Origin of the sequence: Microbacterium lushaniae, from assembly GCF_008727775.1 — a bacterium.
Classification (GTDB): Bacteria; Actinomycetota; Actinomycetes; order Actinomycetales; family Microbacteriaceae; genus Microbacterium; species Microbacterium lushaniae.
The window spans coordinates 2,815,740-2,834,484 of sequence record NZ_CP044232.1 but is presented as its reverse complement, the minus strand read 5'-3'; the positions used below and the strand labels follow the sequence as shown (position 1 = coordinate 2,834,484).

The 18,745-nt window shown below is 71.1% G+C and carries 19 protein-coding genes, 1 tRNA gene and 2 pseudogenes; 18 read left to right on the top strand and 4 right to left on the bottom strand.

The window, feature by feature from the left end; genetic code table 11:
• Nucleotides 1-17 precede the first annotated feature (17 nt).
• The gene (locus F6J85_RS13650) at nucleotides 18-1,550 is read right to left on the bottom strand and encodes a PucR family transcriptional regulator (RefSeq protein ID WP_238706962.1); all 1,533 of its coding nucleotides are present in this window, start codon (nucleotides 1,548-1,550) and stop codon (nucleotides 18-20) included.
• 108 nt (nucleotides 1,551-1,658) lie between these two features.
• Between F6J85_RS13650 and gabT the strand changes: the two genes are divergently transcribed.
• The 10 genes from gabT (at nucleotide 1,659) to nusG (ending at nucleotide 11,361) form a co-directional block, all read left to right on the top strand.
• Nucleotides 1,659-3,014, top strand: coding sequence for a 4-aminobutyrate--2-oxoglutarate transaminase (gene gabT / locus F6J85_RS13645; RefSeq protein WP_150925775.1), 1,356 nt, complete (start codon nucleotides 1,659-1,661; stop codon nucleotides 3,012-3,014).
• 41 nt (nucleotides 3,015-3,055) lie between these two features.
• On the top strand, nucleotides 3,056-4,417 hold the full coding sequence (locus tag F6J85_RS13640) for a flavin monoamine oxidase family protein (protein ID WP_150925773.1): 1,362 nt from the start codon (nucleotides 3,056-3,058) through the stop codon (nucleotides 4,415-4,417).
• Nucleotides 4,414-5,301, top strand: coding sequence for a universal stress protein (locus F6J85_RS13635; protein WP_150925771.1), 888 nt, complete (start codon nucleotides 4,414-4,416; stop codon nucleotides 5,299-5,301). Before F6J85_RS13640 ends, F6J85_RS13635 begins: the two co-directional genes overlap by 4 nt.
• Nucleotides 5,298-6,860 carry an APC family permease gene (locus tag F6J85_RS13630; protein WP_150925769.1) on the top strand — a complete coding sequence of 521 codons (1,563 nt, stop codon included), beginning with the start codon at nucleotides 5,298-5,300 and terminating at the stop codon, nucleotides 6,858-6,860. Before F6J85_RS13635 ends, F6J85_RS13630 begins: the two co-directional genes overlap by 4 nt.
• Nucleotides 6,861-6,880: 20 nt before the next feature.
• Nucleotides 6,881-8,242, top strand: coding sequence for an NAD-dependent succinate-semialdehyde dehydrogenase (locus F6J85_RS13625; protein WP_150925767.1), 1,362 nt, complete (start codon nucleotides 6,881-6,883; stop codon nucleotides 8,240-8,242).
• Nucleotides 8,242-9,135, top strand: coding sequence for a hypothetical protein (locus F6J85_RS13620; protein WP_150925765.1), 894 nt, complete (start codon nucleotides 8,242-8,244; stop codon nucleotides 9,133-9,135). The genes F6J85_RS13625 and F6J85_RS13620 overlap by 1 nt, the downstream gene beginning before the upstream one ends.
• Nucleotides 9,132-9,590 carry a hypothetical protein gene (locus tag F6J85_RS13615; protein WP_150925762.1) on the top strand — a complete coding sequence of 153 codons (459 nt, stop codon included), beginning with the start codon at nucleotides 9,132-9,134 and terminating at the stop codon, nucleotides 9,588-9,590. The genes F6J85_RS13620 and F6J85_RS13615 overlap by 4 nt, the downstream gene beginning before the upstream one ends.
• Before the next feature lie 146 nt (nucleotides 9,591-9,736).
• Nucleotides 9,737-9,809 (top strand) — tRNA-Trp (locus tag F6J85_RS13610).
• Nucleotides 9,810-9,855: 46 nt separating this feature from the next.
• Nucleotides 9,856-10,131, top strand: coding sequence for a preprotein translocase subunit SecE (secE, locus tag F6J85_RS13605; protein WP_150920009.1), 276 nt, complete (start codon nucleotides 9,856-9,858; stop codon nucleotides 10,129-10,131).
• A 63-nt stretch (nucleotides 10,132-10,194) separates the two neighbouring features.
• Nucleotides 10,195-11,361 (top strand): transcription termination/antitermination protein NusG, encoded by a 1,167-nt coding sequence (gene nusG, locus F6J85_RS13600; RefSeq protein WP_150925760.1) that lies wholly within the window; start codon nucleotides 10,195-10,197, stop codon nucleotides 11,359-11,361.
• A 51-nt stretch (nucleotides 11,362-11,412) separates the two neighbouring features.
• Here the strand turns inward: nusG and F6J85_RS13595 are convergent, their stop codons facing one another.
• The gene (locus F6J85_RS13595; RefSeq protein ID WP_150925758.1) at nucleotides 11,413-11,808 is read right to left on the bottom strand and encodes a VOC family protein; all 396 of its coding nucleotides are present in this window, start codon (nucleotides 11,806-11,808) and stop codon (nucleotides 11,413-11,415) included.
• An 86-nt stretch (nucleotides 11,809-11,894) separates the two neighbouring features.
• Between F6J85_RS13595 and F6J85_RS13590 the strand changes: the two genes are divergently transcribed.
• Complete coding sequence (locus F6J85_RS13590) at nucleotides 11,895-12,878, top strand: helix-turn-helix transcriptional regulator (protein ID WP_150925756.1); 984 nt, start codon at nucleotides 11,895-11,897, stop codon at nucleotides 12,876-12,878.
• An 18-nt stretch (nucleotides 12,879-12,896) separates the two neighbouring features.
• On the opposite strand, the gene F6J85_RS13585 is transcribed toward F6J85_RS13590, so the two are convergent.
• Nucleotides 12,897-13,286: a helix-turn-helix domain-containing protein gene (locus tag F6J85_RS13585; RefSeq protein WP_191906616.1), complete on the bottom strand. Its 390-nt coding sequence runs from the start codon at nucleotides 13,284-13,286 to the stop codon at nucleotides 12,897-12,899.
• A 507-nt stretch (nucleotides 13,287-13,793) separates the two neighbouring features.
• On the opposite strand from F6J85_RS13585, the gene F6J85_RS13580 reads away from it, so the two are divergent.
• Complete coding sequence (locus F6J85_RS13580; protein ID WP_150925752.1) at nucleotides 13,794-14,387, top strand: dihydrofolate reductase family protein; 594 nt, start codon at nucleotides 13,794-13,796, stop codon at nucleotides 14,385-14,387.
• Between the two features lie 16 nt (nucleotides 14,388-14,403).
• Here F6J85_RS13580 and F6J85_RS13575 read toward each other — a convergent pair whose 3' ends face one another.
• Entirely contained in the window at nucleotides 14,404-14,925 is a 522-nt protein-coding gene (locus tag F6J85_RS13575; RefSeq protein ID WP_150925750.1) for a putative glycolipid-binding domain-containing protein, read from the bottom strand.
• Between the two features lie 172 nt (nucleotides 14,926-15,097).
• On the opposite strand from F6J85_RS13575, the gene rplK reads away from it, so the two are divergent.
• The 6 genes and pseudogenes from rplK to F6J85_RS13550 all read left to right on the top strand — a co-directional run.
• Nucleotides 15,098-15,529: a 50S ribosomal protein L11 gene (rplK, locus tag F6J85_RS13570; protein ID WP_135068513.1), complete on the top strand. Its 432-nt coding sequence runs from the start codon at nucleotides 15,098-15,100 to the stop codon at nucleotides 15,527-15,529.
• 13 nt (nucleotides 15,530-15,542) lie between these two features.
• Nucleotides 15,543-16,235, top strand: a complete 693-nt coding sequence (gene rplA, locus F6J85_RS13565; RefSeq protein ID WP_150925748.1) for a 50S ribosomal protein L1 — start codon at nucleotides 15,543-15,545, stop codon at nucleotides 16,233-16,235.
• A gap of 179 nt (nucleotides 16,236-16,414) precedes the next feature.
• A complete protein-coding gene (locus F6J85_RS13560) occupies nucleotides 16,415-17,224 on the top strand; it encodes an amino acid ABC transporter substrate-binding protein (protein ID WP_150925746.1) in 810 nt (269 codons plus the stop codon).
• A gap of 43 nt (nucleotides 17,225-17,267) precedes the next feature.
• A complete protein-coding gene (locus F6J85_RS13555) occupies nucleotides 17,268-17,933 on the top strand; it encodes an amino acid ABC transporter permease (protein WP_238706961.1) in 666 nt (221 codons plus the stop codon).
• A pseudogene (locus F6J85_RS18340) lies at nucleotides 17,920-18,126 on the top strand (ATP-binding cassette domain-containing protein); the annotation flags it as partial. The gene F6J85_RS13555 and the pseudogene F6J85_RS18340, both read left to right, overlap by 14 nt.
• Nucleotides 18,096-18,737: pseudogene (locus tag F6J85_RS13550) on the top strand (amino acid ABC transporter ATP-binding protein); the annotation flags it as partial. The pseudogenes F6J85_RS18340 and F6J85_RS13550, both read left to right, overlap by 31 nt.
• Nucleotides 18,738-18,745: the final 8 nt, after the last annotated feature.

The following is an 18,745-nucleotide window of genomic DNA, read 5'->3' as shown; positions in this document are numbered from 1 at the left end:
ACTTTCGCGGTGGAGGGTCAGAGCCCGGACACCTGCAGCGCCGCCCACAGCTCGGCGCGAGCCGGGAACGACGACAGGTCGCTGCCGAGGACGGATTCGGCCTGGGCGATGCGCGTGCGCACCGTGTGCCGGTGCACGCCCAGGGCGGCGGCGGCCGCGTCGATGCGCGCGTCGTGCTCGAGCCACGCCCGCAGCGTGGGCAGCAGCTCGGTGCCGCGGGCGGCGTCGTGGTCGGTCAGCGGGGCGAGGGATGCTGCGGCAAGCACGCGGGCGAGGTCGCTGTCCAGCGCCCCGAGCACACCGGATGCGGCGGTCTCGCCGAAACGCGCGACCGCGCCGCGCTGGCGGCGCAGGGCGGCGCGCGCCTGGTCGTGCGCGCGGGCGAACTCCGCCCAGGCGGCGGGCGCGGAGACCCCGACGCGCACGGGGAAGCGGTCCACGAGCTCGTCGGCCAGCGGCGAGTCGGGCGTGGCGGCCACCACGAGACCGTCCGGGCCCCGCCCGAAGACGACCGGGTCGGTGGCGGCGATCACGGCGAGCCACTCCGCGGCGTTGTCCAGGGTGGCCGCAGTGCCCTCCACGACGCAGACCGCCGTGGGCGCGGGGGGAAGCGCGCCCCCCAGTTCGCGCACGAACCGGCGGGCGAGGGCGACGTCGCCGGCGAGCAGGGCGTGGATCACGCCCGCACGCAGCACGCCCTGGGCGCGCTGGAGCCCGTCGTTCTGTTCGAGGGCGAGCCCGGCCATCGCGATCACCGAGGTCACGACCGCGCGGCTCTCGGCGTCGAGGTGGCCCGAAGCGATCGCCAGCACGCCGCGCAGGTGCCCGCCGCGGCCGAGGGTCTGCAGCGAGAACGGGGTGTCGCCCACGTGCAGCGCCGAGCCGGCCCGTGCGCCGCGGCGCACGACGGCCGACACCTCCGCGTCGAGCCCGTCGCGGGTGGCCGCATCCAGCTGCCCGGCGGGATGCTCGCGGCGGAGATCGCCCGTCGCGTCGTACAGCCCCACCCATGCCCCCAGCTGGCGCGCGAGTTCGGCGAGGGTGGCGTCCAGGCCGTCCGGGCGCAGGGCTGCCAGAGCGACGGCGCGCTGGGCGGCGAGGGCCCACGTGCGCCGCGCGTACGACTCGGCGGCGATGGCCTCCGCGTTCGCGCGCGCGACGGCGATGAACGGGGTGCGGTAGGGCACTTCGAACAGAGGGAGCCGCGCATCCAGGCACGCGGACTGCAGCAGGGGCGGGATGCCGTCGCGCACGACCTCGCTGCCGAATCCCAGTGCCACCACCCCGCGGTCCTGCAGGCGCCGGACGTAGGCGCGGTGGGTGTGCTCGTCGTCGGGCGTCTCGGCGAACTGGGTTCCGGTCGTGAGGAGTACGAGCCCTTCGGAGAGGAAGGGGGTGGGGTCGGCGAGGTCGCTGCTGTGGACCCAGCGGGCCGCGCGATCCAGCGCCGAGGAATCCAGTGCGGCCTCGGGGATCGCCAGGCGGAGCTTCAGATCGCCGCGGGACAGGAGCGCCCGTACGGTGGCGGTGGATGCCGAGGGGTCGACCACGTTCCCGGTCCTCTCCACGTCACAGCTCGCCGCGGCGTACAGGCGATGGTGCCGAATGTACATGATGGTGAGTGCAGGCCGTTCCCCGGCGTCCCTACGATCGCGATCATGAGCATCATCGACACTCCTGCGATCCCCCTCGGCGGACCCACCCTGCCTCAGGTGCGGCGCCTGGTCACGGCCCTTCCCGGCCCACGCTCGGAGGACATGCTCGCGCGCAAGTCCGCCGCGGTCGCCTCCGGTGTCGGGCACACCGTGCCGGTGGCCGCGGTCGCCGCGGGGGGAGGGGTCGTGGTGGATGCCGACGGCAACTCCCTCATCGACCTCGGATCGGGCATCGCCGTGACCACCGTGGGGAACGCGCATCCCGCCGTCGTCGCCGCGGTGCAGGCGCAGGCCGCCCAGTTCACCCACACGTGCTTCATGATCTCGCCCTACGAGTCGTACATCGCCGTGGCGGAGGCGCTGAACCGGCTCACCCCCGGCGACCACGAGAAGAAGTCGGCGCTGTTCAACAGCGGCGCCGAGGCGGTCGAGAACGCGGTGAAGATCGCCCGCAAGCACACCGGACGGCAGGCGGTGGTCGCCTTCGACCACGCCTACCACGGCCGCACGAACCTCACGATGGCGCTGACGGCCAAGAGCATGCCGTACAAGAGCGGCTTCGGCCCGTTCGCCTCCGAGGTGTACCGCGCGCCGATGTCCTACCCGTACCGCGACGGACTGAGCGGCCCGGATGCGGCCGCCAAGGCCATCTCGGTGATCGAGAAGCAGATCGGCGCCGACAACCTCGCCGCCGTGCTGATCGAGCCGATCCAGGGTGAGGGGGGCTTCATCGTGCCCGCCGACGGGTTCCTGCCCGCGCTCGCGCAGTGGTGCCGCGAGAACGGCGTGGTGTTCATCGCCGATGAGGTGCAGAGCGGCTTCGCCCGCACGGGCGCGATGTTCGCGAGCGACCTGTTCGGCATCGTCCCCGATCTCGTCACGACGGCCAAGGGCATCGCCGGCGGACTGCCCCTGGCGGCGGTGACCGGCCGCGCCGAGATCATGGATGCCGCGCACGCCGGGGGCCTCGGGGGCACCTACGGAGGCAACCCGATCGCGTGCGCGGCGGCGCTGGCGGCGATCGAGGTGTACGAGACGGAGGACCTCGCCGGGCGCGCGCGTGATCTCGGCGACATCCTCCAGGCGCGCCTGCGCACGCTGCAGGAGCAGGACCCGCGCATCGGCGACGTGCGCGGTCGCGGCGCCATGGTCGCCGCCGAGTTCGTCGACCCCGCCACCGGCGCCCCCGACGCGGCGTTGACCTCCGCCGTCGCGAACGCCTGCCTCGCGGAGGGCGTGATCGTCCTGACATGCGGCACGTACGGCAACGTCATCCGGTTCCTGCCGCCGCTGGCGATCGGCGACGACCTGCTGAACGAGGGGCTGGACGTGCTGGCCTCGGTGCTGGCGACCGTGTGATGGCGCACGGCGGCGGGGGAACGAGAGGTGAGGAGGAGACGATGAGGGAACTGACGAGAGATGTCGTGGTCGTAGGCGCCGGCGCGGCCGGGCTGACCGCCGCCAACGACCTGCGCAAGGCCGGGCTGTCGGTCGCGGTGCTGGAGGCGCGCGACCGCGTGGGCGGGCGGCTGTGGACCGACGTGATCGACGGCGCGATGCTCGAGATCGGCGGGCAGTGGGTCTCGCCCGACCAGGATGCGCTCATCGACACGCTCGCCGAGCTGGGGCTGGAGACCTACAGCCGCCACCGCGACGGCGACAGCGTCTACGTGGGCCCGGATGGCGCGGCCGTGCGCTTCACGGGAGACGTCTTCCCCGTCTCGCCCGACACCGAGCGCGTCATCGGCGAGATCACCGAGCGCCTGGACGCGATGGTCGCCGAGATCGACCCCGACCGGCCCTGGGCGCACCCGAAGGCCGATGAGTGGGACGCGATCTCGTGGGACGCGTGGCTGCGCGCGCAGACCGACGACGACGAAGCGGTGCGCAACCTCGCGTTCGCGACCGGCTCGGCGATGCTGACCAAGCCCACGCACGCTTTCTCGCTCCTGCAGTCGCTCCTGATGGCCGCATCCGCCGGGTCGTATTCGAACCTCGTCGACGCCGACTTCATCCTCGACAAGCGTGTCGTCGGCGGTCTGCAGCAGGTGCCGCTGCTGCTGGCCGAACGGCTGGGGGACGACGTCCTGCTCGGCCAGGCGGTGCGCCGGCTCGCGTGGGACGAGGACGGCGGGGTCACGGCCGTGACCGACGACGTGACGGTGCGGGCTCGCTTCGCGATCCTCGCCCTGGCCCCGGTGCTGTATCCGCGGATCTCGTTCGACCCACCGCTTCCGCGCCTGCAGCAGCAGATGCACCAGCACATCTCGATGGGCTTCGTCATCAAGGTCCACGCCGTCTACGACCGGCCCTTCTGGCGGGAGCAGGGCCTTTCGGGCACCGCGTTCAGCCCGTACGAGCTGTCGCACGAGGCGTATGACAACTCCATCCACGGCGATCCCCGCGGCACGCTCGTGGGATTCGTCTCCGACCGCAACGCCGACGACCTCTTCCGGCTGAGCGCGGCCGAGCGCAAGGAGCGGATCCTCGAGTCGCTGTCGCACTACTACGGCCCCGAGGCGAAGAACCCCGTCGTCTATTACGAGAGCGACTGGGGCGCGGAGGAATGGACGCGCGGCGCGTACGCGGCGAGCTTCGACCTCGGCGGTCTCTCCCGCTACGGCGCCGATCTGCGCACCCCGGTCGGCCCCATCCACCTCGCCTGCAGCGACCTCGCCGGCGCCGGTTACCAGCACGTGGACGGGGCCATCCGGATGGGGCGGCTGGCGGCGCACGCCATCGTCGAGGAGGCCCGCGCATGACCCGGCCCGTGGTGGTCGGGTACACCGCCACCGACGCCGGCGCCGACGCGCTGGCCGTGGCCGCACGACTGGCCCGGGCAACGGATGCTCCGCTGGAGATCGTCATCGTGCTGCCCGACGAATCGCGCAGCGTCATCACGCCGCCCGCCGCCGGGTACGCCCGGCTCGTGCGCGACCAGGCGGAGCAGTGGCTCGCGCAGGCGCGCGGCCTCGTCGGCGACGCGATGACGGTCAGCGGATCGGTCCGGTACGCCGAGTCCTTCGCCGAGGGGCTCGTCATCGCCGCCGGGCAGCTGGACGCAGGCTTCCTCGTCGTGGGGGCTGCCAACGGCGGGCTGCGCGGTCGCCATTTCCTGGGTTCGGTCGCGTCCGAGCTGCTGCATTCGGCCGACGTGCCGGTGGTCCTCGCCCCCGAGGGCTCGCGCGACATCGACCCCGCCGCCGGCCTCACGCGCGTCACCGCCGCGGTGGGCACACGTCCTGGTGCGGACGTGCTGCTGGAGGAGGCCGTCGCGCTCGCCGTCGCCGCATCCGTGCCGCTGCGCCTGCTCTCGGTCGAGACGATCGACCTGCCCGCCGGGCTCGACACCGGCGCCATCCGCATCGCGGGGGCCCGGCACGCGCAGCAGGTTCTGGATGCCGCGCGCGCCGAGCTGCCCGCCGGCCTGCCCTCGGAGGCGGTCATCGCCCGAGGGGAGGGCATCGAGGACGCCGTCGCCGATCTCGCATGGGACCCGGCCGAGATCGCCCTGGTCGGCTCCAGCCGCCTCGCCCAGCCCCGCCGTCTGTTCCTGGGCTCCACCGCGGCGAAGATGCTGCGCGTGCTGCCCGTCCCGCTCATCGTCGTGCCCCGCACGCGCCCGGAGGAAGGAGAGCGGGCATGACCGCTCCCGAACGCGCCCCATCCGCTTCCGCTCCGGCGGCCACCGGCGGCCTGTCACGCAAAGGCCTGTCGGCCGGCACCGTGGGTCTCCTCGGGGCCGTCGTCATCGGCATCTCGTGCATCGCCCCCGCCTACACCCTCACCGCCGCTCTGGGCCCCACCGTCTCGGAGGTCGGCTTCCAGGTGCCCGCGATCATCCTGCTCGGGTTCATCCCGATGCTCCTCGTCGCCTTCGGCTACCGCGAGCTGAACAAGAACATGCCCGACTCGGGCACGTCCTTCACGTGGGCCGCGCGCGCCTTCGGCCCATGGATCGGCTGGATGGCGGGGTGGGGCCTCGTCGCGGCCACGATCCTGGTGCTCTCCAACCTCGCGGGCATCGCGGTGGAGTTCCTGTTCCTCCTGATCGACCAGATCGCCGGCAGCCCCGGGACGATCGCCGAGCTGGCCTTCAACCCGTTCATCAACGTGGCCGTGTGCCTGCTGTTCATGCTCGCGGCCACCTACGTCTCCTACCGCGACATGCAGACGACCCAGAAGCTGCAGTACGTCCTGGTGAGCTTCCAGGTGCTCGTGCTGATCGTGTTCTCCGTCGCCGCGTTCGTCCACGTCGCCAACGGCTCGGCGTTCGACGCGAGCCCCGTGGAGCTGTCGTGGTTCAACCCGCTCGCCGTCACTCCGACGCTCGCCATCGTCGCGGGGCTCTCCCTGTCGATCTTCATCTTCTGGGGATGGGACGTGACCCTCACCATGAACGAGGAGACGCGCAATCCGGAGAAGACCCCGGGGCGCGCGGCCACCGTCACCGTCATCACGATCGTGACGCTGTACCTGCTGATCTCCGTGGCCCTCCTCGCCTTCGCCGGCACCGGCACCGGCGAGCTGGGGCTGGGCAACCCCGACATCCAGGCAAACGTCTTCTTCTACCTCAGCGGCCCGATCCTCGGCCCGCTGGCCTTCCTCGTGTCCCTGGCCGTCCTGACCAGCTCGGCCTCGTCGCTGCAGTCCACGTTCGTCGGTCCGGCCCGCACGCTCCTGGCGATGGGCCACTACGGAGCGCTGCCGCCGGCGTTCGCGCGCGTCTCGCCGCGGTTCTTCACCCCCGGCTACGCCACGATCGTCTCGGCGGTCGTCGCGTCGGCGTTCTACGTCGTGATGCGCTTCATCAACGAGAACGTGCTGTGGGACACCATCACCACGCTCGGCATGATGATCTGCTTCTACTACGGCCTCACCGCGTTCGCGTGCGTGTGGTACTTCCGCAGGCAGTGGTTCGACTCCGCCCGCAGCTTCGTCTTCACGCTGCTGTTCCCGCTGGTGGGTGGCGTCATCCTGGCCGCGCTGTTCGTCCTCACCCTCGTCGAATCGCTGGACCCCGACTACGGCAGCGGCACGGCGTGGTTCGGCGTGGGGAGCGTGTTCGTGCTGGGCGTCGGGATCATCGGCCTGGGCATCGTGATCATGATCTGGCAGGCCATCCGCCGTCCTGCGTTCTTCCGCGGTGAGACCCTGTCCAAAGACGCCCCGGCGAGCATGCGCCGCGGGCGGCAGACTGTGTGATGAGGGAAGAGAGGATCGTCATGAGCGAATACGCCGTGATCAACCCCGCGACCGGCGAGAAGCTGGCCGAGTACGACACGCTGACCGACGCCGGCGTCGAGGGGGCCATCGCCGCCGCGCACGACGCGTTCCGCGTGTGGTCGCACACTCCGGTCGGCCAGCGCGCCGCGCGCCTGCGCCGTGTGGCCGAGCTGCACCGTGAGCGGCGCGACCACCTCGCCGCCCTCATCGTGCGGGAGATGGGCAAGCCGCTGGAGGCGGCGCTGGGAGAGGTCGACTTCGCCGCCGACATCACCGAGTTCTACGCCGACAACATCGAGCGGATCACCGGCGACCAGCCGCTGGAGATCCTCGGGGAGGGCACCGCGGTCATCCGCCGCTCGCCGCTGGGCGTGCTGCTGGGGATCATGCCGTGGAATTTCCCGTACTACCAGGTGGCGCGTTTCGCCGCCCCCAACCTCGCCGTGGGCAACACGGTGCTGCTCAAGCACGCGCAGCAGTGCCCGGAGTCCGCCGAGGCCCTCCAGCTGCTCTACCGGGATGCGGGGCTCCCCGAGGGTGCGTACGTCAATGTGCGGGTGACCAACGAGCAGGCCGCCGCGATCATCGCCGATCCGCGGGTGCAGGGGGTGTCGGTCACCGGCTCCGAGCGCGCCGGTGCCGCCGTGGCCGAGGTCGCGGGGCGCAACCTCAAGAAGGTGGCGCTCGAACTCGGCGGCTCCGACCCGTTCCTGCTGCTGTCCACGGACGATCTGGACTCCGCCGTCCGCTCCGCCGTCGATGCCAGGCTGGACAACACCGGACAGTCGTGCAACGCCGCCAAGCGCTTCGTCGTGGTGGACGGTCTGTACGACGCCTTCCTGGAGAAGTTCACCGCGGCGATGGCGGAGGCCAAGGTGGGCGATCCGCTCGCCGAGGACACCGTCCTCGGCCCGCTGTCCTCCCTCGCGGCGGCCGAACGGCTCGAGGAGCAGGTCGAGCGGGCCATCGCGCAGGGCGCGACGGTGGTCACCGGCGGCACCCGCGAGGGCGCGTTCTTCGCCCCGACCGTGATCACGGGGGTGACCTCCGACATGGACGCCTACCGGGAGGAGTTCTTCGGGCCCGTGGGCGTGGTCTACCGCGTCTCGGGTGAGGACGAGGCGGTCGCCGTCGCCAACGGCACCGGTTTCGGATTGGGTTCGTACGTGTTCACGACCGACCCGCAGCAGGCCGAGCGCGTGGCCGACCGGCTGGAGGCGGGCATGGTCTACGTCAACGTCGTCCTGGCCGACTCTCCCGAACTTCCCTTCGGTGGCGTCAAGCGCAGCGGCACGGGCCGCGAGCTGGGGCTCCTGGGCGCCGACGAGTTCGTCAACAAGAAGCTCATCCGCGTGGTGTGATGACGCACGCCCGCCACGACGACGACGGCGTCGCGCGCGCCCTCGCCGAAGGGGTCCGCCGATGGCGCCGTCGCCGGGCCGTGCGGCGCGCCGCGATCGCTGCATCCTTCGCCCTCATCGCCGTGGCGGCTGCCTCCGCGTGGCTGGTGGCCGACGCGCGTGAGCGTGCGCTCGCCGACCGCGCGGTCACGGCCGCGCAGGAGGCCGTCGTCACGGCGACGTTCGAGGGCACCGCCGACCTCGCCGGCCGGATCGAGGCCCAGCGCGCCGCCTTCCGCGACGCCGATGCCCTGTGGGCGGCGGCGGAGGAGTCGACCGCGGCGTTCCGCGGCGGTGACGTGGCGCCCGCGGCGTCGGCCCCCAACCCCGGCGGTGAGAGCCTGCCCGGCGGTGACGCGGAGGCGCGCGCGCTGCTCGACGGCATCGGCGGCACGGCAGTGCAGATCGTGTACGACGGCGGCCCCCAGAACTGCGGGTATGCCGCCGCCGACGTGACCTACCGGGTGGCTCTGGGCGGCTGCTACGACAGCAGATTCCGCAATCGCCTCTTCCTCGCGTGGGATGCCGGCGCCACGCGCACCAACATCTGGCCGATCTTCGTGCACGAGGCGATGCACTGGTACCAGTGGGACCGCTTCTCGACGCAGTTCGCCGCCGCCGAGCAGACCGGCGTCGGGCAGGATGCGTATCGCGTCCAGATCGAAGCCGATGCGAGCTGCCGGGCCGTGATCCAGCACGGCGTCCCCGCGACCGCGTACGAGCTGTCGTCGGCTCCGTGCGACATCGCGCAGTGGCATGACGGGTGGCTCCTCGAGCAGATCGCGGCGCTGGGGGTTCCCATGTCCGCCCCGGCACCGGAGGCGTTCGAGGTGCAGGAGGTGGTGCGGCCGTGATCCGGCGACCGCGAGCCGCCGTGCTGGGCGGCGTGCTCCTGCTGGTGCTCGCGCTCTCGGGGTGCGGGTTCGGACCCGACCCCGAGACCGCCCGCGCCGAGGCGAGGGCCGTCTTCGACGACCTCGTGAGCGAGATGGCCGCCGCCGATCCGGCCGTGCTGCGCACCGTGGAGCCGGCGGCCGAGACGGAGCATCCGTGCGGTGAGGAGGGTCAGGGGTCACAGCGCGCGCTCGTGGCCACCGCGACGCTGTCGGTCACGGCGGCGACCGAGGCCGCCGAGGAGACCGTGGCGGCCGTGGCGGCGACACTCGATTCCGACACCTGGGACCGCATCGACCCTGCCGCCGAGGTTGCCGGGCAGCAGGCATGGGCCTCGCCGGACGGCGTCGTGGTGACTGTCACCTTCGACGATCCGGTCCTGATCACGGCGGTATTCACGCCGTGTCAGGGCTGAGCGCGTTCGCGAGGGTGCGGGGGATGACGTAGACTTGCTGCGCAGTTGAAGTCTGCATTCTTTTGCCGTGCCCGGCGGTCGGGTCGATCCCGATCGGATAGGTCACGGCAGCGGAATGCAGGCATCCTGAGGCCCTTGCGGCCTCTAGGGCGGTAGCTCAATTGGCAGAGCAGCGGTCTCCAAAACCGCAGGTTGCAGGTTCGATTCCTGTCCGCCCTGCGCGCCGGCGCATGCTGGCACACGGAAAGCAACTCAGGTGGGTTCGATGGTCCAGGATGAACCGAACGGCGAGCTCGTCGCCAAGCGCGACGTGCCGCGTGAGAAGAAGCCCGGCTTCTTCGCACGCATCGCGGTGTTCGTCCGTCAGGTCTTCGCGGAACTTCGCAAGGTCGTCACCCCGACCCGCTCGGAGCTGCTGAAGTTCACGGCGGTCGTCCTCGGCTTCGTCGTCGTCATGATGGCGTTCGTCTACGGACTGGACGTGCTGTTCGTGTGGGTCACCACGGCCGTGTTCGGCGTGCCGGGCGGAACCGTCCCCTGACCCGCGCCGTGAGCGCTTGCGGAGCGTCCATGACGCCCGCCCCATCAACGGAAGAGATCACAAGTGTCTGAAAGATATTCCGACGACGCCGACTGGGCGCCGGCCGCCGAGCAGTCCAGCGAGGACGACGAAGCCCAGGAGGGCAACATCCTCTCGGCGGAGGACCGTGCCAGCATGCCCGCCGAGCACCTGGCCATCCACGTCGTGGACGATGACGAGGACGACTCGCTGGGCGACGACGACATCGAAGTCGACGACCCCGAAGCGGATGCGATCGTCAACGACGCCCTGACCATCGACGAGGCGGCCGAAGTGGAAGCCGCCGCGGAGGTCCTGACCGATTCCCTCGCGGATGAAGAAGCCGAGCGAGAAGCCGAGGAGGCTGACGACGTGACCCCGTACGACGGACCCGACGTGAACGGCGAGCCCGACGAGCCGGTGCTCGACCGCGAGTTCCTGGACGAGGTCGCCGAAGCCGAAGGCGTCGTGGACGAGGTCGAGGCCTCCGTCGACCCGGCGAACGCGGCGGAGGAGCCCGAGGGCTTCGACCCCACCGTCAACCCCGACGACACGGCGGCCGTAGCGGGCGAGTCCGACGAGGACGAGGACGAGGACCCGTACGAGGCGTTCCGCGCCGACCTGCGGATGCTGCCGGGCAAGTGGTACGTCATCCACTCGTACGCCGGGTTCGAGCGCAAGGTGAAGGCCAACATCGAGCAGCGCAAGTCGACGCTCGAGGTCGAGGACGACATCTACCAGGTCGAGGTCCCCATGGAGGACGTCGTCGAGATCAAGAACGGCCAGCGCAAGATGGTCACGCGTGTCCGCATCCCCGGATACGTCCTCGTGCGCATGGAGCTCAACGAAGACACCTGGTCGGTCGTGCGCCACACGCCGGGGGTCACCGGGTTCGTCGGCAACGCCCACAACCCCACGCCCCTGCGCTTCGAGGAGGCCTTCAACATGCTGAAGAGCCTCGTCGAGGTCAAGGAGGTCGCCCCCGCCAAGGCCGGCGCCGCCAAGGGTGGCCAGGCTGTGGCCCGCAGCATCCCCGCCGAGGTCGATTTCGAGATCGGCGAGACCATCACGATCAAGGAAGGCTCGTTCGCGGGTCTGCCCGGAACGATCAGCGAGATCAAGCCCGAGAGCGGAAAGCTCACGGTGCTGGTGTCGCTGTTCGAGCGCGAGACCCCCGTCGAGCTCAGCTTCGACCAGGTCACCAAGCTCTGACGTCCGTCGCGACAACGCCCCGCTCGGCTCCGGCCGGCGGGGCGTTTCGCGTCATCGGTGCTGCGCGGCCCAGTGCGGGCTCTGGATCAGGCCCAGCAGGTTCCCGAAGGGATCGGTGACCGACGCCGACCACCAGCCCTCGCCACGAGGGGTGATCGGGTCGAACGGCGCCGCGCCGGCGGCCAGCAGACGCTCGAAGGCCGCACCGATGTCGTCCACGTGGATGCTCGCGATCGCCCCGCCCGGGCCCGGCAGCGCCGGACGGTACGCGCTGGACATGACCGCGAGTTCGTCCTGATCGTCGCCGAACCGCCACTCGGCGTACTCGACGGGAGCGTTCTCGGGCCGGACGAAGTACGGCGGCGTGTCCAGCACGTCGGAGTACCAGGCGACGGCGGCGTCCATGTCGGATGCCACGAGGTTGAGGTTTGCCAGTCCGCGGAACATGTCGTTCTCCTTCTGTCGAGTCGATGACTCCACTCTTCCGGCTGAAGTGATCAACTATTGATCACTTTCTCTGGGATCCTGAGACCATGCGCGCCGACCGACTCATCCAGGCCCTCCTCGTGCTGCAGGCGCGCGAGAGCGTCACGGCCGCTCAGCTCGCCGAGGAGCTGGAGGTCTCGGTGCCCACCGCCCGACGGGATCTGCAGGCGCTGCTGGACGCGGGGGTGCCGATCTACCCGCGCGCCGGTCGCGGGGGCGGCTGGCAGCTCATCGGCGGTGCCCGCACCGACCTGACCGGGCTGAGCGCACCCGAGGCGTTCGCGCTGGTGCTGCGCCTGACCCGCACCGGCGCCGAATCGGAGGCGGCGGTGCGGGCGGAGCGGAAGATGCTCCAGGCCCTGCCGCGCCCGTTCCGCGACGCCGCCGAGCGGGTCATCGCCGCCACCGTGCACGAGGGGCCGTGGGGGCGGGACGACCCGGCAGCGGAGGCCCCGGCCCACGCGCAGCTGCTGCAGGAGGCGATCGCGACAGGCAAGCTGGTCGGTCTCGGTTACCGTGAGGGGCGCGAGCCGGTCGCGCTGGTCCCACTGGTGGTCGGCCGCCGCGGTGACCTCTGGTACGTGCTGGCCGCACCCCCGCGTCCGGGTACCGGGGTGGCCGACACCTCCCGGGTGCGGACGTACCGCATCGACCGCATCCGGGAACTGCGCGTGCTGCGCGAGCCGGGCCGTGCGCCCGACGACTTCTCGCCCGAACGGGCGTGGGAGGAGATGGTGGCCGTCGTCGACGCCCGGCGCGGAGCGGTCGCGGCGACCGTGGCGGTGGGGCCCGAGGTGGTCGCGGCGTTCTGCCGGTGGTTCGGTCAGTACGCCGTCGTGGGGGAGAGCGCCGCCGGCGGACGCGTGCAGGTCGAGGTGCGGGCGCAGAGCGCGCGGGCTCTCGCGGAGCAGCTCGCGGGGTGGAGTGCGGAGGTCGAGGTCATCGAGCCCGAGGAGGTGCGCCATGAGCTGGTGCAGATCGGTGCGCACCTCGTGGCGACCTACCGTGACACCTCGCCGCCGTCGCGGTGACGTGCCGTCACGGCGACCTCAGCGAGGCTTGGTCCCCAGAGCCGTGTACGCCGTGGGGTGGCCGCCGGCCGCGAGCCGGCCGGGCGGCTCGCCGGCGTAGCGCAGCATCTCCCGGGTGAGGTGGCTCTGATCCGCATAGCCGTGGCGGACCGCCAGGTCCGGCAGTGGTACGCGCCCCACCTCGGCGGCGGCGCGCTCGAACCGCACCACGCCGGCGGCAGCCTTGGGGCTGACGCCGAACCGGCGCGCGAAGCGGGAGGTCACGTGGCGGTGGCTCCAGCCGGTGCGGGCGACCAGATCGCCGATGCGGGCCCGGCCGCCGGAGCGGCGGATCCGGTCCCACATCCAGTCGACGAGGGGGTCCGGCTCCGCGGAGTCCGCGAGCGCCGCGAGGAGCTCGCCCTCCACCAGTGCGATCCGCTCCGCCCAGGTCGCCGCGGCCTCGAGGCGCTCGGGAGGGGGCCGCCGAGGAAGGGGGCGACGTCGTCGATGCCGACCACTCTGCGCGCCAGGTCGCGCCCGGGGATGCCGAGGAGGCGGTAAGCGCCCTCGGGGGTCAGGTACACCTGCACGCATCGCTGCGTCCCGACGTACCGCGTCGCGGTGTGGCCGGTCATGAAGCCGGCCACGAAGGACGAGTACGTGCCCGTGCCCTCTCCCTCGGAGAGCGCAGTGACTTCGAGCGGATCGCCGAAGGAGAGCACGAGAGGCAGCAGCGCCCCGGCGGGCTGACGTCGCTCCAGCGGGACCGGCGCCCGCTCCTGGAAGCCGACGATCCCGGCCACCAGGCCCTGCAGATGCGGGTGCGGACGGTGCCGCGTCACCCGCGTGCGCGGCTGGGCCGCGGGTCGATTTCCTTCAAGCTCCGGCGGCATGGCGGCGAGCATGATCGGAGCATAACGAGAGGAGAGACAGATGGTAAGCAGCCTGGTGGCGGTGGAATTCCTGAGCGTGGACGGGGTGATGCAGGGGCTCGGGTCGCCCGACGAGGACACGGAGGGCGGCTTCGCCCACGGCGGCTGGGGACAGAGGTACGGCGACGTGCTGCACGAGGTCATGGATCCCGACGGCATGACGTCGACGTCGGCGTACCTGTTCGGCCGCAAGACGTACGACAAGCTCGCCGCTTTCTGGCCGTCCCAGCCCGACGCCAACCCCATGGCGGCGAGCCTGAACGGCTCGCCCAAGTACGTCGCGACCCGGACACGGCCGGAGCTCGCGTGGGCGGGGTCCGTGCCTCTGGCGGGCGACCTCGACGACGCGGTGCAGGCGCTGAAGGCGCGTATGGACGGCGACATCGTGGTGCTGGGAAGCGGCGACGTGGCCCGGCAGCTGATGGCCGCCGGCCTCGTCGACGAGCTGCGCCTGTTCGTGCATCCGCTCCTGCTCGGCGAGGGCAAGCGCCTCTTCGGCGCGCTGCCGGCCCCGCGGGAGCTCCGGCTGCGCGGCGTGGCCTCGACGAGCAAGGGCACCCTCGCGGTGACCTACGCCCTCGACCCCCGCACGTGACCGCCCGCCCCGTCGGTCACACGGGGAGCCGGCGGAACAGGCCGGGGTAGTCGACCACGAACCCGTCGTCGTCGACGGTGATCTCCCGCTCGAAATCGCTGTCACGGGATTCGTAGAGGTAGCGCCGGTCATCCACCCGCGTGTACCGCTGGGGGTCGGCGGTGACCGTCAGGTCCGGCGCGACGAAGGCGGTGACGATGTCGGCGGAGCAGCCGACGGCGAGGGCGAGGCGCCGGATCGGCAGCGTGTTGGTGAACGGTGTGAACGACAGGTCGATGTCGGTCGCCTCTGCCAGGTCGGGCCGCCGCTGACCGTTGCACAGCCACGACCCGTCCGCGGTGCGCTCCAGCAGCAGCTGCACCCCGCCGCCGCCGGCCTCCAGCGTCCGGAACGTCCAGTCCTCCTCCATGGCCACGTCATAGGAGTAGGAACGGTCGGGCGTGCGCACCTCGGATGCGGCGAACAGGCCCTCCTCGTCGGAGACGAAGGCGAGGCGTTCCATGCTGGGGGCCTGCACCCCCTGCCACATGATGCGCATGCGCCTCCTCCCTGTCGAGACCGTACGGCTCGGGCCGCCGCATTCCCACCGGTGCGAACCGCGACTATACTTGTGTAGTTGCCCGTCACCGGGACGACACCCCCCACCACTGCCAGGATTCGCCTGGTTCGTGGCAGCGCGCCGCTCCCGGCGCACGACAGTGAGGAAACACATGGCACCGAAGAAGAAGGTGACCGGCCTGATCAAGCTCCAGATCAACGCCGGTGCCGCCAACCCGGCGCCGCCGATCGGCCCCGCGCTCGGTCAGCATGGCGTCAACATCATGGAGTTCTGCAAGGCGTACAACGCCGCGACCGAGTCGCAGCGCGGCAACGTCATCCCCGTGGAGATCACCGTCTACGAGGACCGCAGCTTCACGTTCATCCTGAAGACCCCGCCGGCCGCCGAGCTGATCAAGAAGGCCGCCGGTGTTGCCAAGGGCTCGCAGACCCCGCACACGACCAAGGTGGGCAAGCTCACCAAGGACCAGGTGCGTCAGATCGCGGAGACCAAGCAGCCCGACCTGAACGCGAACGATCTCGAGGCCGCCTCGAAGATCATCGCCGGCACCGCCCGCTCCATGGGCATCACGGTCGAGGACTGAGGGGATAACGAACATGGCTACCAAGTCCAAGGCGTTCCGCGCCGCCGCTGAGAAGATCGCGGCTGACAAGTTCTACACTCCGGCCGAGGCTGTCGCCCTGGCCAAGGAGACCGGCTCGAAGAAGTTCGACTCGACCGTCGAGGTCGCGCTCAAGCTCGCCGTCGACCCGCGCAAGGCCGACCAGATGGTGCGCGGCACCGTCATGCTGCCGCACGGCACGGGCAAGACCGCCCGCGTCATCGTGTTCGCCAACGGCCCCGCAGCCGAGGCCGCCATTGCGGCCGGCGCCGACGAGGTCGGCGGGTCCGAGCTCATCGAGCGCGTCGCCGGTGGCTGGACCGACTTCGACGCCGCCGTCGCCACGCCCGAGCTCATGGGCCAGGTCGGCCGGCTGGGCAAGGTGCTGGGCCCGCGTGGCCTGATGCCCAACCCGAAGACCGGCACGGTCACCCCCAACCCGGCCAAGGCCGTGGAGGAGATCAAGGGCGGAAAGATCGAGTTCCGTGTCGACAAGCACGCCAACGTGCACTTCATCGTCGGCAAGGCCTCGTTCTCGGCCGAGCAGCTCGATGAGAACCTCAACGCCGCTCTCGAGGAGATCGTGCGTCTGAAGCCGTCCAGCTCGAAGGGCCGCTACATCCAGAAGGGTTCGGTGTCGACCACGTTCGGCCCCGGCATCCCGCTGGATGTCAACGTCATCGCCTGACCCGCTCGCCACGAAGGGGCTCCACCATCCGGTGGGGCCCCTTCGTCGATCGTGGCGGCATTGCGCAGCAACGCGGCGTAACGCGCAGCGACCGTCCGCCGCCTTCGTGCTGTACTGAAACGTCCCCCTCGACGCCGCGCCGTGCGCAGCGGCACCGCCGTCCCATGTCAGGAACCCCCATGCACCGCTTCCGCCCGACCGCCCTCGTCCTCGCCCTCGGCGCAGCCCTCGCCCTCACCGCCTGCAGCGGGGGAGCGGGGCAGTCCGGTGCGTCGCCGGCGGCGGAGGACGACTACGCCCTGGCCACCGCCGGCACGCTCACCGTCGCCACGGAGGGGACGTATCGCCCGTTCAGCTTCCACGACGCCTCGGGCGAGCTCGTCGGGTTCGACGTGGAGATCGCCGAAGCGGTCGCCGACAAGCTCGGCCTGGAGGTGCGGTTCCAGGAGACCCAGTGGGACGCGATCTTCGCCGGGCTGGATGCGGGGCGGTTCGACGTCATCGCCAACCAGGTGTCCATCAACCCCGAGCGCGAGGAGAAGTACCTCTTCAGCGAGCCGTACACGGTCTCGCCCGGGGTCATCGTCGTCACCGAGGACGACGACTCGATCGCCGGATTCGACGACCTCGCCGGCAAGACCACGGCGCAGTCCCTCACGAGCAACTGGTACGAACTCGCCACCGACAGCGGCGCGAACGTCGAACCGGTCGAGGGGTGGGCCCAGGCGGTGAGCCTCCTGCAGCAGGGGCGCGTGGACGCCACGATCAACGACAGCCTCACGTTCCTGGACTACGAGAACAGCGAGGGCCCGACGGGGCTGAAGATCGCTGCCGAGACCGATGATCCGGCGTACAACGCCTTCGCGTTCACCCAGGACAAGGACGCACTGGTGGCGGCGGTGGATGACGCTCTCGCCGAGCTGCGCGAGGAGGGCGTGCTCGCGGAGATCAGCGAGAAGTACTTCGGCGCCGACGTCACGCAGGAGTGATGTCGCGCACCGTGCGGCGTCCCCGCTGCCGGGAGGGAACGTCGTGAACGAGGTGTGGCCTCTCGTCGTCGACTCGTTCTGGCCGCTCCTGCTGGCCGGTCTCACGGGGACGATCCCGCTGGCGCTGGCGTCGTTCGCGATCGGCCTGGTCATCGCCCTCGGCGTCGCCCTGCTGCGCCTCGCGCGTAACCCCCTGCTGTCGGGCATGGCCCGCTTCTACATCTCGGTGATCCGCGGGACGCCGCTGCTGGTACAGCTCTTCGTGATCTTCTACGGGCTCCCCTCCGTGGGTGTGCTGATCGACCCGTGGCCGGCGGCGGTGATCGCGTTCTCGCTGAACGTCGGCGGGTACGGCGCTGAGGTCATCCGCGCGGCGATCCTCTCGGTGCCGAAGGGGCAATGGGAGGCGGCCCACACCGTCGGGCTCTCCCCGACGAAGACCCTGACCCGCATCGTGCTCCCGCAGGCGGCCCGCGTGTCGGTCCCGCCGCTGTCGAACACCTTCATCTCGCTCGTCAAGGACACCTCGCTCGCCTCGCTCATCCTGGTGACCGAGCTGTTCCGACGCGCGGAGAACATCGCCGCCTTCACGTACGAGTTCATGATCATCTACCTCGAAGCGGCGTTCATCTACTGGATGTTCTGCCTCGTGCTGGCCACGGGTCAGGGCGCGATCGAGAGGAGGCTGGACCGCTATGTCGCACGCTGAGCCCGCCGGCCACGATCCGCTGTCCCCGCCGGCGGCCGCCGACGATCGGGTGCTCCTCACCGTCAGCGGCCTCGAGAAGCACTTCGGGGTCAACCGCGTCGTCGATCGCGTCGATTTCGAGGTGCGCCGCGGCGAAGTGGTCGTGCTCATCGGTCCCAGCGGCTCGGGGAAAACCACCGTGCTGCGCTGCCTCAACGGGCTGGAGATCGCCGACTCCGGCCGCGTCGCGTTCGAGGGGGACCGGCCATCGACTTCGGCCGGCGCGTGTCGAAGTCGGACCGCCGCGCCCTGCGCGACCGCTCCGCGATGGTCTTCCAGCACCACAACCTCTTCCCGCACCGCACCGTGCTGCAGAACGTCGTCGAGGGGCCGGTGCATGCCCACGGCGTCGCCAGGGCGGATGCGGTGGCGCGAGCCGAAGCACTGCTGGAGCGCGTGGGACTGAGCGAGAAGCGCGACGCCTACCCCTTCCAGCTGTCCGGCGGCCAGCAGCAGCGCCTGGGCATCGTGCGCGCCCTCGCGCTGCAACCCGACCTCCTGCTCTTCGACGAACCCACCAGTGCGCTGGACCCCGAGCTCGTGGGAGAGGTGCTGACGGTGCTCAAAGAACTCGCCGAGGAGGGGTGGACGATGGTGATCGTCACGCACGAACTCTCGTTCGCGCGGAAGGTCGCCGACGAGGTGCTGTTCTTCGACCGGGGCGCCATCGTCGAGCGCGGCACGCCCGGCGAGCTGTTCACCCGGCCGCAGCACGAGCGGACGCGGCGGTTCGTCGACAGCATCCTCCGGCCGCTGGAGGACTGATCGCGGCG